Origin of the sequence: Azotobacter beijerinckii (assembly GCF_900110885.1) — a bacterium.
Lineage (GTDB): Bacteria > Pseudomonadota > Gammaproteobacteria > Pseudomonadales > Pseudomonadaceae > Azotobacter > Azotobacter beijerinckii.
Genome location: NZ_FOFJ01000006.1, coordinates 24,589 through 39,501 on the forward strand (window position 1 = coordinate 24,589; position 14,913 = coordinate 39,501).

Genomic DNA, 14,913 nt, shown 5'->3' on the forward strand with positions numbered 1-14,913 from the left:
TTCCCGTGCACTCTGCGCCATCCTGCCGCCGACCTCCTTCCGGACGTCGGCCGGCGGTTTCTTGTCGTTCGGAAAAGCCGGCCGGGCCGGCTTGCGTTTCTCCGGTGTGGTCGACATCGCGGGATGATGATGTTCGATATATCGTTCTCATTTGAGAATTTGATGCAATTAAGAAGTGTGTAGGAAGTTCCGCCGAGTCGGATGCAAGTTTGTTTTGATGTCTTGCTAATGATTTGGGTGGAAACTTTTCCGAAACTTTCTCGTGATTAAAATCATTGTGCTGGTGGAGTTTCGTAAGTACTATCGTCCTCACAGTCCCACCGTAAGGGGTTGTCTCTACAGTACTTTACAACTTCGCAAAGTTACTGTTTGTTGTTCGTGCATATTTGCAGTTATTGCGATATAGGCACGCGAGTTGGTTTGGTAATTAATTACAGAAAGGATTTTTGTATGGCTACGATCTATTTCTCCTCGCCGCTCATGCCGCACAACAAGAAAGTCGAAGCAGTCGCCGGCAAGCGCTCCACATTGCTGGGTGTGGCTCAGGAAAACGGCATCAAGATTCCTTTCGAGTGTCAGGATGGTAATTGTGGCTCCTGTCTGGTCAAGATCACCCACCTCGATGGCGAGCGTGTCAAGGCCATGATGCTGACCGACAAGGAGCGGAACGTGCTCAAGTCCGTCGGCAAGCTGCCGAAGTCCGAAGAGGAGCGCGCCAACGTGCGCGATATCCCGCCGACCTACCGTCTGGCCTGCCAGACCATCGTCACCGACGAAGACCTGCTGGTCGAGTTCACCGGAGAGCCGGGCGGCGCCTGATCGCTACCGCTTTCACCAACACCCCGGAACCCCATGGCCACGACGGCCATGGGGTTTTCGTTTTTCTGTCGGCCCCGATTTCGCCAGTCGGTGCGGGTTGTTCGCAGTTGCCCCGCCGTGCATCCGGCTCGTTGCCGGAAACGTTGTTCGGCACGGAATGCTTGATGCGGCGATGGTTGATCCCGATGGATAATGAGAAAATATTTCATCAATGGCGGGATGTCGTGCCGACGATCGACCGCCCGATGGCTGTGCCATGGGCAGGAGACTGACTCCATGAATTTTACCCGCAGACAGATCCTTGCCGGCTTGGCCGGCGTTTCCGTGCTCGGCCTGGGCGCCGGCGGTGCGCGCTATTGGCTGGGCCGGCCGGACGAGGCGAAAACCCACGACTACGAGTTGATCGCCGCGCCGCTGGACGTGGAGCTGGTGCCCGGGCATCGGACGTCCGTCTGGGCCTACGGCGGCCAGGCGCCGGGGTTGGAGTTGCGGGCGCGGCAGGGCGACTGGCTGCGGGTGCGTTTCGTCAACCGCCTGCCCGAGCCGAGCACCATCCACTGGCACGGCATCCGTCTGCCGCTGGAGATGGACGGCGTGCCCTATGTGTCGCAGTTGCCGGTGTTGCCGGGTGAGTATTTCGACTACCGTTTCCGGGTGCCGGACGCCGGCAGCTTCTGGTACCACCCGCACACCGCCAGCGGTGAGCAGCTCGGCCGCGGGCTGGTCGGTCCGCTGATCGTCGAGGAGCGCGAGCCGGCGGGGTTTCGGCACGAGCGCACGCTGACCTTGAAGAGCTGGCATGTCGATGCGCAGGGTGCCTTCGGCGCGTTCAGCGTGCCGCGCGAAGCGGCCCGCGGCGGTACGCCGGGGCGGCTGACCACGGTCAACGGCGAGGCGGTGCCGACCCTCGAGCTGCCGGCCGGGCAGATCGTGCGCCTGCGAATTCTCAACCTCGACAATACCCTCACCTATCGCTTCGGCCTGCCGGACGGCGAGGCGCGTATCTACGCGCTGGACGGCCATCCCGTCGCGCCGCGTCCGTTGGGCGAGGAGTACTGGCTGGGGCCGGGCATGCGCCTCGAGCTGGGCCTGCGGGTGCCGGCGGCAGGGGTGGAACTGTCCTTGCGCAACGGCCCGCTGCGCCTGGCGACCCTGAAGAGCGTGACCAGCGGCGAGGTGCCCGGCGACTGGCCGGCGGCCCTGCCGGCCAACCCCCCCGCCGAGCCCGATCTGGCGCAGGCCGAAACCCTGCGCTTCAACGTCGAGTGGGCCGGGGCCTTGTCGGAGAGCGTGACGCCGGGGGGGACCTTCAAGTTCTGGCAGATCAACGGCCAGGCCTGGGACATCGGCGACCGGAGCTGCGCCGAACGGCCCATCGCGACCCTGCGGCAGGGTCGCAGCTACCTCTTCGAGCTGCGCAACGTCAGCCAGTACCAGCACCCGATCCACCTGCACGGGATGGCCTTCAAGGTGCTGGACTCCAACCGCCGGACGATCGTCCCCTATTTCACCGACACCTACCTGCTGGGGCGCAACGAGACGGCGCGGGTCGCCCTGGTGGCCGACAATCCCGGAGTGTGGATGTTCCACTGCCACGTCGTCGACCACATGGAGACGGGGCTGATGGCGGCGATCAAGGTGGCATAGGGCGGCAGCCCCGGTTTTCTCATTCCCGACCCGATCCTTATCCATGAAGAACCTGCAGATCATCGACCGTAGCCAGGACGAACGTTTCATGCGCGAGGCACTGGTCCTGGCCGCCGAAGGGGCCGGACTGGGCGAGGTGCCGGTGGGCGCCGTGCTGGTGCGAGCGGGCGAGATCGTCGGGCGCGGCTTCAATTGCCCGATCTCCCGCCGAGACCCCAGTGCCCATGCCGAGATGGTGGCGATTCGCGCCGCCGCTGCCGCGCTGGACAACTACCGGCTGCCCGGCAGCACCCTGTACGTGACGCTGGAGCCCTGCAGCATGTGCGCGGGGCTGATCGTCCATGCGCGCATCGCCCGGGTGGTGTTCGGCGCCGCCGAGCCGCGTGCCGGGGTGGCGGTCAGTCGCGGGGAGTTCTTCGCCCAGGATTTTCTCAATCATCGGGCGCTGATCGAGGGGGGGCTGCTGGCGGAGGAGTGCGGGGCGATCCTCAAGGCCTTCTTCAAGGCGCGGCGCGGTTGAGGCGGGCGGGGACTACAGCTGCGGCTTGGCGGCCGGCGGCTCGCCCTTCGGCAGGCCGGGCACGTGCAGACCGCTTTCGGCAATGCGCGAGCCTTCCATCTGCGGCTGGGTCACCCAGGTGAGGATGTCGTAGTAGCGGCGGATGTTGGCGACGAAGTGCACGGGTTCGCCACCGCGGGCATAGCCGTAGCGAGTCTTGCCATACCATTTCTTTTCCGCCAGGCGCGGCAGCATCTTCTTCACGTCCAGCCACTTGTCGGGATTCAGGCCCTCGGCCTTGGCCAGCTTGCGGGCGTCGTCGAGATGGCCGTTGCCGACGTTGTAGGCGGCCAGGGCGAACCAGCTGCGGTCGGGCTCCTGGATGCTCTCCGGCAGGCTCTGGAGGACATGGATGAAGTACTTGGCGCCGCCGTGGATGCTCTGCTTGGGGTCCAGGCGGTTGGCCACGCCCATGGCCTCGGCCGTCCGCTGGGTGAGCATCATCAGGCCGCGGACCCCGGTCTTGGAGGTGACGCTGGCCTGCCACTGGGATTCCTGGTAGCCGATGGCTGCCAGCAGGCGCCAGTCGACTCCCTGTTTCTTCGCCGCCTCGCGAAAGTGCTGTTCGTAGCGCGGCAGGCGCTGCTGCAGATGCTGGGCGAAGGTGTAGGCGCCGACATAGCCGAGCACCTCGACATGCCCGTAGTAGCGCTCCTTCAGCTGCTGCAGGATGCCCTTCTTCTGGGCCTGGGCGAGGAAGGTGTCGACCTTCTCCAGCAGGCTGCGGTCGCTGCCGGCGGCCACCGCCCAGCTCAGCGCGCGGGCATCGCCCAGGTCGAAGGCCACGCGCACGTTGGGGAAGTACACCTGGTTCATCGCCAGCTCGTTGGAGTCGACCAGGGTCAGGTCGATCTGGCCTTCGTCGACCATGTTCAGCAGGTCGGCGATCTCCAGTTCGGCGGTTTCCTCGTATTTCAGCTCCGGCAGCTGCTGTTTGATCTCCGCCAACTGGTCGGCATGGCTGCTGCCCTTGAGAACCAGGATGCGCTTGCCGACCAAGTCCTGCGGGCGGGTGGGGCGGCGTTGGCCGTTGCGGTAGACGACCTGGGGAGTGATCTCCATGTAGGGCCGGGAAAACAGCACCAGGCGACTCTGTGCCTTGCCGGGGATCAGGCCGGGAGTGGCCAGTTCCGGGCCCTTGGGCTGGTTGAGCAAAAGGAAGATGGCCTCGAGGTTGTCCGCGGTCTCGATTTGCAGGCCGACGCCCAACTCGTCGGCGAAGCGCTTGACCAGTTCGTATTCGAAGCCGGTCTCGCCGTTGCGGTCCTGGAAATAGGTGGCCGGGCTGTTGCGGGTGACGACCCGCAACACGCCTTCCTCCTGGACGCGTTCGAGGGTCGACGGCCGGGGGGACTCGCTGCAACCCATGAGCGTCAGGAAAAGTAAGGTCGGCAGTAGCCGGTGGGCGCGGCGCCCGCGGAGCGCGGTTCGGTCGGTCATGGACGTAGTATACGCAAATCGGTAGGCGAATGGCGTGGCCGTCGGCGCGCGCTCCTGCGCGGCTTGCCGGCCTGGCGTCCTTAGCGTCCGGCGCCTCCATGGAGTAGAATGGACCGCTTCAATGCTCCCCCTTCGAGGCTGTTCCGACGATGTTGATCCTGCGCGGCGCTCCCGCCCTTTCCACCTTCCGTCACGGCAAGCTGCTCGATCGGTTGACCCAGAAGGTCCCCACCGTCAGCGGAGTGTATGCCGAGTTTGCCCACTTCGCCGAGGTGACCGCTGCCCTCGAGGGCGACGACGAGAAGGTGCTGGCCCGCCTGCTCCGGTACGGTCCCAGCGTGCCGGTGCAGGAACCCGTGGGGCGGCTGTTTCTGGTCCTGCCGCGTTTCGGCACCATCTCGCCCTGGTCGAGCAAGGCCACCGACATCGCCCGCAACTGCGGCCTGGACAAGATCCAGCGTCTGGAGCGCGGCATCGCCTACTATGTCGCCGGCGAGTTTTCCGAGACCGACGCCCAACTGATAGCCTCGCTGCTGCACGATCGCATGACCCAGCTGGTGCTGGACAGCCTGGAGCAGGCGGCCGGCCTGTTCAGCCATGCCCAGCCCAAGCCGCTGACCGTGGTCGACGTGCTGGGCGGCGGCCGCGCTGCGCTGGCAGCCGCCAACACCGGGCTGGGCCTGGCCCTGGCCGAGGACGAGATCGACTACCTGGTGAAGAGCTTCGGCGAGCTGGGGCGCAATCCCCACGATGTCGAGCTGATGATGTTTGCCCAGGCCAACTCCGAGCACTGCCGGCACAAGATCTTCAACGCCAGCTGGGACATCGACGGGCAGGCGCAGGAGAAGTCCCTGTTCGGCATGATCAAGAACACCTACGAGATGCATCGCGAAGGCGTATTGAGCGCCTACAAGGACAACGCCTCGGTGATTGAGGGCTTCACCGCCGGGCGCTTCTTCCCGCAGCCGGGTACCGGCGAGTACGCCGCCAGCCAGGAAGCGGTGCACATCCTGATGAAGGTGGAGACCCACAACCACCCGACCGCCATCGCCCCGTTCCCCGGCGCCTCCACCGGCTCCGGCGGCGAGATCCGCGACGAGGGCGCCACCGGGCGCGGCGCCAAGCCCAAGGCCGGGCTGGTCGGCTTCACCGTCTCCAACCTGCAGATTCCCGGTTTCGAGCAGCCGTGGGAGAAGGCCTATGGCAAGCCCGAGCGGATCGTCAGCGCGCTGGACATCATGATCGAGGGGCCGCTGGGCGGCGCCGCGTTCAACAACGAGTTCGGCCGTCCGGCCCTGACCGGCTACTTCCGCACCTTCGAGCAGGCCATCGACACTCCGCGTGGCGAGGAAGTGCGCGGCTACCACAAGCCGATCATGCTCGCCGGCGGCCTCGGCAACATCCGTGCCGAGCACGTGCAGAAGGGCGAGATCTCGGTCGGCGCCAAGCTGATCGTGCTCGGCGGCCCGGCGATGCTGATCGGCCTGGGCGGCGGTGCCGCCTCGTCGATGGCCACCGGCGCGAGTTCGGCCGATCTGGATTTCGCCTCGGTGCAGCGCGAGAACCCGGAAATGGAGCGCCGCTGCCAGGAAGTCATCGACCGTTGCTGGCAGCTGGGCGAGCAGAATCCGATCAAGTTCATCCACGACGTCGGTGCCGGCGGCCTGTCCAACGCCTTGCCCGAACTGATCAACGACGGTGGCCGCGGCGGTCGCTTCGAGCTGCGCAACGTGCCCAACGACGAGCCGGGCATGAGCCCGCTGGAAATCTGGTGCAACGAGTCGCAGGAGCGCTATGTGCTTTCCGTCGACGCCGCCGACTTCGAGACCTTCAAGGCCATTTGCGAGCGCGAGCGCTGCCCGTTCGCGGTGGTCGGCGAGGCCACGGAGGAGCGTCAGCTCACCGTGGGCGACAGCCACTTCGGCAACAAGCCGGTGGACATGCCGCTCGAAGTGCTGCTCGGCAAGCCGCCGCGCATGCACCGTTCGGTGAGTCGCGAGACCGAGCTGGGCGACGACTTCAGCGCCGCCGGCCTCGCGCTGGACGAAGCGGTCGAGCGCGTGCTGCATCACCCGGCGGTGGCCAGCAAGAGCTTCCTGATCACCATCGGCGACCGTTCGATCACCGGCCTGGTGGCCCGCGACCAGTTCGTCGGCCCGTGGCAGGTGCCGGTGGCCGACTGCGCCGTGACCGCCACCAGCTTCGACGTCTACACCGGCGAAGCCATGGCGATGGGCGAGCGCACCCCGTTGGCCCTGCTGGATGCCCCGGCCTCCGGGCGCATGGCGATCGGCGAGACCCTCACCAACCTGGCGGCGGCGAGCATCGCGACGATCTCCGACATCAAGCTGTCGGCCAACTGGATGGCCGCCGCCGGCCACCCGGGCGAGGACGCCCGTCTGTACGACACCGTCAGGGCCGTGGGCATGGAGCTGTGCCCGGCGCTGGGCATCGCTATCCCGGTGGGCAAGGACTCCATGTCGATGAAGACCCGCTGGCAGGAGGCGGGCGAGGACAAGAGCGTCACCGCGCCACTGTCGCTGATCGTCTCCGGCTTTGCTCCGGTACGGGATGTGCGCCGCACCCTGACGCCGCAGCTGCGTCTGGACAAGGGCGAGACCGACCTGATCCTGATCGACCTGGGGCGCGGCCGGAACCGCCTGGGCGGTTCGATCCTCGCCCAGGTGTACGGCAAGCTCGGTCGCGAGGTGCCGGACGTCGACGATGCCGAGGACCTCAAGGCCTTCTTTGCGGTGATCCAGGGGCTGAACGCCGACGGTCATCTGCTGGCCTACCACGACCGCTCCGACGGCGGCCTTCTGGCTACCGTGCTGGAGATGGCCTTCGCCGGTCACTGCGGTCTGGATCTCTGCCTCGATGCCCTGGCCGACGGCCGCGACGAGCTGGCCGGCGTGCTGTTCAGCGAGGAGCTGGGGGCGGTGATCCAGGTACGCCAGGACGTCACCCCGGAAGTGCTGGCGCAGTTCAGCGCTGCCGGTCTGGGCGACTGCGTGGCGGCGATCGGCCGGCCGGTCAACGGTGCCGAGGTGGCCATCGGCTTCGATGGCGAGACGGTGTTCGCCGCCGCGCGCCGCGTGCTGCAGCGCCAGTGGAGCGAGACCAGCTACCAGATCCAGCGCCTGCGCGACAATGCCGAGTGCGCCGGTCAGGAGTTCGATGTCCTCCTTGAGGAAGACAACCCCGGACTGTCGGTGAAGCTCTCCTTCGACGTCGAGCAGGACATCGCCGCGCCCTATATCAAGAAGGGCGTTCGCCCGCAGGTGGCGATCCTCCGCGAGCAGGGGGTCAACGGCCAGGTGGAGATGGCGGCGGCCTTCGACCGTGCCGGCTTCGCCGCGGTCGACGTGCACATGAGCGACATCCTCGCCGGGCGCGTCGATCTCGCCGAGTTCAAGGGGTTGGCGGCCTGCGGCGGCTTCTCCTATGGCGACGTGCTCGGCGCCGGCGAGGGCTGGGCCAAGTCGATCCTGTTCAACACCCGCGCCCGCGACGCCTTCCAGGCCTTCTTCGAGCGCAAGGACAGCTTCGCCCTTGGCGTGTGCAACGGTTGCCAGATGATGTCCAACCTCCACGAGCTGATCCCCGGCACCGAGTTCTGGCCGCACTTCGTGCGCAACCGCTCGGAGCAGTTCGAGGCGCGGGTGGCCATGGTCCAGGTGCAGGAGTCCGCCTCGATCTTCCTGCAGGGCATGGCCGGCTCGCGCCTGCCGATCGCTATCGCCCACGGCGAGGGGTATGCCGAGTTCGAGAGCGAGGAGGCCCTGCTCGAAGCCGACCTGTCCGGCTGCGTGGCGCTGCGCTTCGTCAACAACCACGGCAAGGTCACCGAGCGCTATCCGGCCAACCCCAACGGCTCGCCGCGGGGGATCACCGGGCTGTCCAGTCGCGACGGCCGGGTGACCATCATGATGCCGCACCCGGAGCGGGTGTTCCGCGCCGTGCAGAACTCCTGGCATCCGGAGGCCTGGCAGGAAGATGCCGGCTGGCTGCGGATGTTCCGCAACGCCCGGGTCTGGGTGGACTGACCGGGCGGCGACGCCGTTTTCCGGGGTGCGGTCGCCGAGCGCTGCACCTTTCAACCTGGGGGCAGTGCGCGAGACTGTGTCGGCAGCGGAGCCTGCCCCGCCTTCGGGAGATGCCGATGTACAAGCTGTGCTTTTTCGTACCGGAGAGTCATGTGGAAACGGTCAAGGATGCGGTGTTCGCCGCCGGAGGCGGGCGCATCGGGGCTTACGACCGTTGCTGCTGGCAGGCTCTGGGGCAGGGGCAGTATCGTCCGCTGGAGGGCAGCCAGCCGTATCAGGGGCAGGCCGGCGAGCTGGAGCAGGTGGAGGAGTGGAAAGTGGAAATGGCGGTCGCCGACGAGCGGATTCATGACGCCGTCAAGGCGCTGAAGAAGAGCCATCCCTACGAAACACCGGCCTTCGAGGTGTGGCGGCTGTCCGACATGCAGTTCTGAGTCCCTTCCGGGCACGAACGAAGCCCCGGCTCGTCAGCGGCGAGTCGGGGCTTGTCTTTTGTGCTCAGGGGCGGATTTCGATCAGGGTACCGTCTCTGACCAGGCTCCAGACCTCGCGGATGTCGTCGTTGCGCATGGCGATGCAGCCGTTGGTCCAGTCGAGTCCGCTGAAGTACCACTCGGGATACTGCTCATCCAGGGGCGTGCCATGGAGCATGATCATGCTGCCGGGCGGCACCCCCTCGGCCTCGGCGCGGGTCAGGTCGCGGATGTTGGGGTAGGAAATGTGCATGGACAGGTTGAACTTGTCGCTGGTCTTGCGCCAGTCGATCCAGTAGATCCCCTCCGGGGTGCGCAGGTCGCCTTCGCGCAGCTTGGGTCCCCTGGGCTGCTTGCCCAGGGACACCTTGTAGGATTTGAGAGGCTGCCCCTTGCTGAGCAGGAGCAGCTTGCGTTCGGATTTCACTACCAGCACCTTGTCGACGATTCGCTCGTCGCCGGCAGGGGGGACACTGGCCTGCGAGAGGCCGGCCAGAAACAGGCAAAGGAATGCAAGTAACCAGCGCATCGAAAGTTCCATATAAGTCAGCGGTCAGGTTTGTTTCAGGGGAGTTGTTGGGATTGCGCGCAAGGGCGCAAGTGGCTCGTTGCGCACCGGGTAGAGCTGGTGGAGCCGATCCTTGAAGAAATATTCTAGGGTATGACCGACGGTCGGGAAAGCCAGCTCCGGCCAGGGTATTTCGGCTTCGTGAAACAGTTGCACCTCGAGGCTTTCCTCGCCGACGGCGAAGTTCGCGTCGACCATGCGGGCGCGGAAGAATACATGCACCTGATGGATGTGTGGCAGGTCGAACAGGGTGTATAGCTCGAGTCCTTCCACTCGCGTGCAGGCTTCCTCCAGGGTTTCCCGGGCCGCCGCCTGTTCCATGGTCTCGTCGTTCTCCATGAACCCGCCGGGCAGGGTCCAGAGGCCGCGGCGCGGTTCGATGGCGCGCCGGCACAGCAGGACCTGCTCGCCCCAGAGCGGCAGGCAGCCGGCGACTATCCTGGGGTTCTGATAATGCACGGTGTGGCAGGCCGGGCAGACGAAGCGCGGACGATGGTCGCCGCTGGGCGTCTGCCAGTTCACCGGATGGCCGCATTGGCTGCAGAATTTCATAGGTTTTCCCGGGTGTCGTTGCCGGCCCGTCGCCGTAGGCGGGACTGGGGTTGGGAGGATTGTGCGGTTCGTGCCATGATGTTTTTATGGAGTAAAGATAGAGAATGACGATGCAGGAAGACCTACTCCGACGCGTGCGCAACTATTCGCCCCGCCCCCTGGATGCCGGCGGACGCTTTCCCGAAGCCGCGGTGCTGGTGCCGATTACCCGCAGCGACGACCCCGAGCTGGTGCTGACCCTGCGGGCCAGCGGCTTGTCCACCCATGGCGGCGAAGTGGCCTTTCCCGGCGGGCGCCGCGATCCGGAGGATTCCGATCTGGTCCGTACCGCCCTGCGCGAAGCGGAGGAGGAGGTCGGTCTGCCGCCGGGGCTGGTCGAGGTGCTCGGTCCGCTCAGTCCGCTGGTGTCGCGCCACGGCATCCGGGTGACGCCCTACGTGGCGTTGGTGCCCGACGATGTCGAATACCGGCCCAACGACGGGGAGATCGCCGCAGTCTTCTCGGTACCCCTGGCATTTTTCTGCGAGGACCCGCGTGAAACCACCCATCGCATCGATCACGAGGGGCACAGCTACTATGTGCCCTGTTACCGCTATGGCCCCTACAAGATCTGGGGGCTGACGGCGATGATGGTGGTCGAGCTGGTGAATCTACTGTTCGATGCGGGGATCGAAACCGGGCGGCAACCGGCGAGCTTCGTCGAGCTGAGCTGAGGATACCGCGATGAAACACCCTCTGCCGGGCACCCGGTGCGTGCGGAGTGTCCGGGATTTCGAGCCGGAAAATCGATGAGCGACGAACGGCCCGTCCCTTCGCCGTGCGTGCAATTGTGCGCCCTGGATGACGACGATATCTGCCTCGCCTGCCAGCGTACGGCGGATGAGATCAGGCGCTGGCGACGATCGGACAATGCCGAGCGTCGCCGAATACTGGCATTGTGCGCCGAGCGGGCCCGTGCCAAGGGCCTGCTCTCCTAGGCTGTCCCTGCCCGCGAATGCGGACAGGCCCCTCATGTTGAAGGAAAACTCATGTCCCGTATTGGAACTCCGCTGTCGCCGAGTGCGACCCGTGTATTGCTGTGTGGCTCAGGCGAACTGGGCAAGGAGGTGGTGATCGAGCTGCAGCGCTTCGGTGTGGAGGTGATCGCCGTGGATCGCTATGCCGACGCGCCGGCCATGCAGGTCGCCCACCGCAGCCATGTCATCAACATGCTCGATGGCGCCGCCCTGCGCGCGGTGATCGAGCGGGAGCAACCCCATTACATCGTGCCGGAAATCGAGGCCATCGCCACCGCGACCCTGGTCGAACTGGAGAGCGAAGGTTTCACGGTGATCCCCAGTGCGCGCGCTGCCCATCTGACCATGAACCGCGAGGGCATCCGCCGTCTGGCGGCGGAGGAACTGGGGTTGCCGACCTCGCCTTACCGGTTCGCCGACAGTTTCGAGGAGTACCGTGCGGCGGTGGAGACGCTCGGTTTTCCTTGTGTGGTCAAGCCGATCATGAGTTCCTCCGGCAAGGGGCAGAGTCTGGTCAAGGGGGCGGAGCAGCTGCAGGCTGCCTGGGACTATGCCCAGGAGGGCGGGCGTGCCGGCAAGGGGCGGGTGATTGTCGAGGGCTTCATCGACTTCGACTACGAAATCACCCTGCTCACCGTACGCCACGCAGGCGGCACCACCTTCTGCGCACCCATCGGCCACCGCCAGGAGAAGGGCGACTATCAGGAGTCCTGGCAGCCGCAGGCGATGACCCCCGAGGCGCAGGCCGAATCCGAGCGCATTGCCAGGACAGTCACCGAGGCGCTGGGCGGGCGTGGCCTGTTCGGTGTCGAACTGTTCGTCAAGGGTGATCGGGTGTGGTTCAGCGAGGTCTCGCCGCGCCCCCACGATACCGGCCTGGTGACGCTGATTTCCCAGGATCTCTCCGAGTTCGCCCTGCATGCGCGGGCCATTCTCGGCCTGCCGATTCCGGCAGTTCGCCAGTTCGGCCCGGCCGCTTCGGCGGTGATCCTGGTCGAGGGCCACTCCCGTCAGGCGAGCTTCGCCAATCTGGATGGAGCGCTCGCCGAGCCAGACACCGCTCTGCGGCTGTTCGGCAAGCCGGAGGTGGCGGGGCAGCGGCGGATGGGGGTGGCCCTGGCGCGGGACGCCTCGGTGGAGGCCGCGCGGCAGAGAGCGACGCGTGCCGCGCAGGCCGTCGAGGTGCAGTTGTAATGACTCCGGCCGCTCGGCTCATTCGGCCTCCGGTGCCGTCGATGATCCGGGCGCCGTTTTCCGGCGGCTGGTTGTCCGTACCCGAGCACGGCAGCGGGAAGACCGGCAGGTTCATCGGGAAAGCGGGGGTAGGTCTTTCGCAGGGTGCCTGGGGTCTGTCAGGGCAATGATGGGCGAGGCGCTTTGTCCTGCGGCCTTGCTTGAGGATGGGCGCTGTCCGCCCATGTCCGGACGATCTCGCGATCGGGGTTAGACATGCAGGATGAATTCGCGGACCAGTTTGCTGCCGAAGTAGGCGAGCATGAGCAGGCAGAAGCCGCTCAGGGTCCAGCGGACGGCCGTATGCCCGCGCCAGCCGAGCCGGTGGCGGCCGACCAGTAGGGCTGAAAAGACCAGCCAGGCCAGGCAGGCGAGCAGGGTCTTGTGTACCAGATGCTGGGCGAACAGGTCGTCGAGGAACAGCCAGCCGGAGAGCAGCGACAGCGAGAGCAGACCCCAGCCGGCCCAGAGAAAGCCGAACAGCAGGCTCTCCATGGTTTGGAGCGGCGGAAAGTTGCGGGTCAGGCCGGAAGGATGCTTGTGCTTCAGTTGATGGTCCTGCAGCAGGAGCAGCAGGGACTGGACCATGGCGATGGTGAGCATGCCGTAGGCAAGGATCGACAGCAGGATGTGGGCGAGAATTCCAGGCTCTTCGTCGATCCCGTGCAGGGTTCCGACTGGCATGAACTGGGCCAGCAGCACGGTGAGCGTGCTCAGCGGCAGCAATAGCAGCAGCAGGTTTTCCACCGGCATGTAGCAGCTGGCGAGCAGGGTCAGGGCCACCACCGCGGCAGCGATCAGGCTGGAGGCATTGAAGAAGTGCAGGGTCAGCCCGTTCGGTCCCAGCAGCTGCGGGACCAGGCTGAAGCCGTGGGCGACCAAGGCCAGGATGCCCAGCAGGATCAGCAGGCGCTTGTCCGGCAGGCTGCGTTTCGCCAGGCGCATGCCCTGGTAGAACGTGGCGGAGGCGTATAGACCGGCGGCGGCGAGGCTGGGCAGCAGTGGGTGCATGGGTCCGTGTCTGGCGGGGCCTAAAGCCCGGAGTTTGGCATATAACGGGCTTCTCACGAAAGTCTGCCGGCGGTGTCGGCTCGAGGCCCCTTCGTTTATAATCGGCGACCCGCTGCAAGCCCACCCTGGGTTCTCCAGAGCCTGAAAGGAACGCGCATGTTCGAAAACCTTACCGACCGTCTCTCCCAGACCCTTCGCCACGTCACCGGCAAGGCCCGGCTGACCGAGGACAACATCAAGGACACCCTGCGCGAGGTGCGCATGGCTCTGCTCGAGGCCGATGTCGTGTTGCCGGTGGTCAAGGAGTTCGTCAATCGGATCAAGGAGCGTGCTGTCGGCACCGAAGTCTCGAAGAGCCTGACCCCGGGGCAGGCCTTCGTGAAGATCGTCCGCGCCGAGCTGGAAGAGCTGATGGGGGCGGCCAACGAGGATCTGGCGCTGAATGCGGCACCGCCGGCGGTGGTGCTGATGGCCGGTCTGCAGGGGGCGGGCAAGACCACCACGGTGGGCAAGCTGGCACGCTTCCTCAAGGAGCGCCGGAAGAAGTCGGTCCTGGTGGTCTCCGCCGATATCTATCGTCCGGCGGCGATCAAGCAGCTGGAAACCTTGGCCGGGGAGGTCGGCGTCACCTTCTTCCCGTCCGATGCCAGCCAGAAGCCGGTGGATATTGCCCAGGCGGCGATCCGCGAAGCCCGGCTCAAATTCATCGACGTGGTGTTGCTGGATACCGCCGGCCGCCTGCATGTCGACGCCGAGATGATGGAGGAGATCAGGCTCCTGCATGCCGCCGTCAAGCCGGTCGAGACCTTGTTCGTGGTCGACGCGATGACCGGCCAGGATGCCGCCAACACCGCCAAGGCTTTCGGCGACGCCCTGCCGTTGACCGGCGTGGTGCTGACCAAGGTGGACGGCGATGCCCGCGGCGGCGCGGCCCTGTCGGTCCGCTACATCACCGGCAAGCCGATCAAGTTCATCGGCATGGGCGAGAAGAGCGAGGCGCTGGAGCCCTTCCATCCGGATCGCATGGCTTCGCGCATTCTCGGCATGGGCGACGTGCTCAGTCTGATCGAGGAAGCCGAGCACAAGCTCGACCGCGAGAAAGCCGAAAAGCTCAGCAGCAAGCTGAAGAAGGGCAAGGGCTTCGATCTGGAGGACTTTCGCGACCAACTGCAGCAGATGAAGAGCATGGGCGGGCTGGGCGGGCTGATGGATAAACTGCCGGCTATCGGCGGCATCAACCTGGCGCAGATGGGCAGCGCCCAGGGTGTGGCGGAGAAGCAGCTGATGCAGATGGAGGCGATCATCAACTCCATGACCCCGGCCGAGCGCCGCGATCCGGAGCTGATCAGCGGCTCGCGCAAGCGCCGCATCGCGCTCGGCTCCGGCACCCAGGTGCAGGATGTCGGCCGGTTGATCAAGCAGCACAAGCAGATGCAGAAGATGATGAAGAAGTTCACCGCCAAGGGAGGCATGGCCAAGATGATGCGCGGCATGAGCGGCATGTTCCCGGGAGGGCGGACGCCCAAGCTCTGATGGCGGGCTTGGTCGG

General features: G+C 65.8%; 13 protein-coding genes. 9 read left to right on the forward strand and 4 right to left on the reverse strand.

Translation table 11 applies throughout. The features are described from left to right. Positions 1–450 precede the first annotated feature (450 nt). The 3 genes from BMY22_RS04600 to tadA all read left to right on the forward strand — a co-directional run bounded on the left by BMY22_RS04600 (position 451) and on the right by tadA (position 2,986). Positions 451–819, forward strand: coding sequence for a 2Fe-2S iron-sulfur cluster-binding protein (locus BMY22_RS04600; RefSeq protein ID WP_090619936.1), 369 nt, complete (start codon positions 451–453; stop codon positions 817–819). Between the two features lie 276 nt (positions 820–1,095). Beyond that, entirely contained in the window at positions 1,096–2,466 is a 1,371-nt protein-coding gene (locus tag BMY22_RS04605) for a multicopper oxidase family protein (protein WP_090619937.1), read from the forward strand. 43 nt (positions 2,467–2,509) lie between these two features. Then, positions 2,510–2,986 carry a tRNA adenosine(34) deaminase TadA gene (gene tadA, locus BMY22_RS04610; protein ID WP_090619939.1) on the forward strand — a complete coding sequence of 159 codons (477 nt, stop codon included), beginning with the start codon at positions 2,510–2,512 and terminating at the stop codon, positions 2,984–2,986. A 12-nt stretch (positions 2,987–2,998) separates the two neighbouring features. Here the strand turns inward: tadA and mltF are convergent, their stop codons facing one another. Next, positions 2,999–4,465, reverse strand: a complete 1,467-nt coding sequence (mltF, locus tag BMY22_RS04615; protein ID WP_090619940.1) for a membrane-bound lytic murein transglycosylase MltF — start codon at positions 4,463–4,465, stop codon at positions 2,999–3,001. A 149-nt stretch (positions 4,466–4,614) separates the two neighbouring features. Between mltF and purL the strand changes: the two genes are divergently transcribed. Then, a complete protein-coding gene (gene purL, locus BMY22_RS04620; protein ID WP_090619942.1) occupies positions 4,615–8,511 on the forward strand; it encodes a phosphoribosylformylglycinamidine synthase in 3,897 nt (1,298 codons plus the stop codon). 116 nt (positions 8,512–8,627) lie between these two features. Continuing rightward, entirely contained in the window at positions 8,628–8,945 is a 318-nt protein-coding gene (cutA, locus tag BMY22_RS04625; RefSeq protein WP_090619943.1) for a divalent cation tolerance protein CutA, read from the forward strand. A gap of 64 nt (positions 8,946–9,009) precedes the next feature. Here cutA and BMY22_RS04630 read toward each other — a convergent pair whose 3' ends face one another. Together BMY22_RS04630 and BMY22_RS04635 are read right to left on the reverse strand one after the other, a co-directional pair. Then, positions 9,010–9,513, reverse strand: a complete 504-nt coding sequence (locus BMY22_RS04630) for a L,D-transpeptidase family protein (RefSeq protein ID WP_090619945.1) — start codon at positions 9,511–9,513, stop codon at positions 9,010–9,012. 24 nt (positions 9,514–9,537) lie between these two features. Beyond that, complete coding sequence (locus tag BMY22_RS04635; protein ID WP_090619946.1) at positions 9,538–10,104, reverse strand: NUDIX hydrolase; 567 nt, start codon at positions 10,102–10,104, stop codon at positions 9,538–9,540. A gap of 110 nt (positions 10,105–10,214) precedes the next feature. Here BMY22_RS04635 and BMY22_RS04640 point away from each other — a divergent pair, with 110 nt between their 5' ends. The 3 genes from BMY22_RS04640 (at position 10,215) to purT (ending at position 12,314) form a co-directional block, all read left to right on the forward strand. Further along, complete coding sequence (locus BMY22_RS04640) at positions 10,215–10,817, forward strand: CoA pyrophosphatase (protein WP_090619948.1); 603 nt, start codon at positions 10,215–10,217, stop codon at positions 10,815–10,817. Positions 10,818–10,892: 75 nt separating this feature from the next. Then, the gene (locus BMY22_RS04645) at positions 10,893–11,081 is read left to right on the forward strand and encodes a DUF1289 domain-containing protein (protein WP_090619949.1); all 189 of its coding nucleotides are present in this window, start codon (positions 10,893–10,895) and stop codon (positions 11,079–11,081) included. A 51-nt stretch (positions 11,082–11,132) separates the two neighbouring features. Next, entirely contained in the window at positions 11,133–12,314 is a 1,182-nt protein-coding gene (gene purT, locus BMY22_RS04650; RefSeq protein WP_090619951.1) for a formate-dependent phosphoribosylglycinamide formyltransferase, read from the forward strand. 249 nt (positions 12,315–12,563) lie between these two features. On the opposite strand, the gene BMY22_RS04655 is transcribed toward purT, so the two are convergent. After that, positions 12,564–13,364 (reverse strand): cytochrome C assembly family protein, encoded by an 801-nt coding sequence (locus BMY22_RS04655; protein WP_090619952.1) that lies wholly within the window; start codon positions 13,362–13,364, stop codon positions 12,564–12,566. A 156-nt stretch (positions 13,365–13,520) separates the two neighbouring features. On the opposite strand from BMY22_RS04655, the gene ffh reads away from it, so the two are divergent. Continuing rightward, a complete protein-coding gene (gene ffh, locus BMY22_RS04660) occupies positions 13,521–14,897 on the forward strand; it encodes a signal recognition particle protein (RefSeq protein ID WP_090619954.1) in 1,377 nt (458 codons plus the stop codon). Positions 14,898–14,913: the final 16 nt, after the last annotated feature.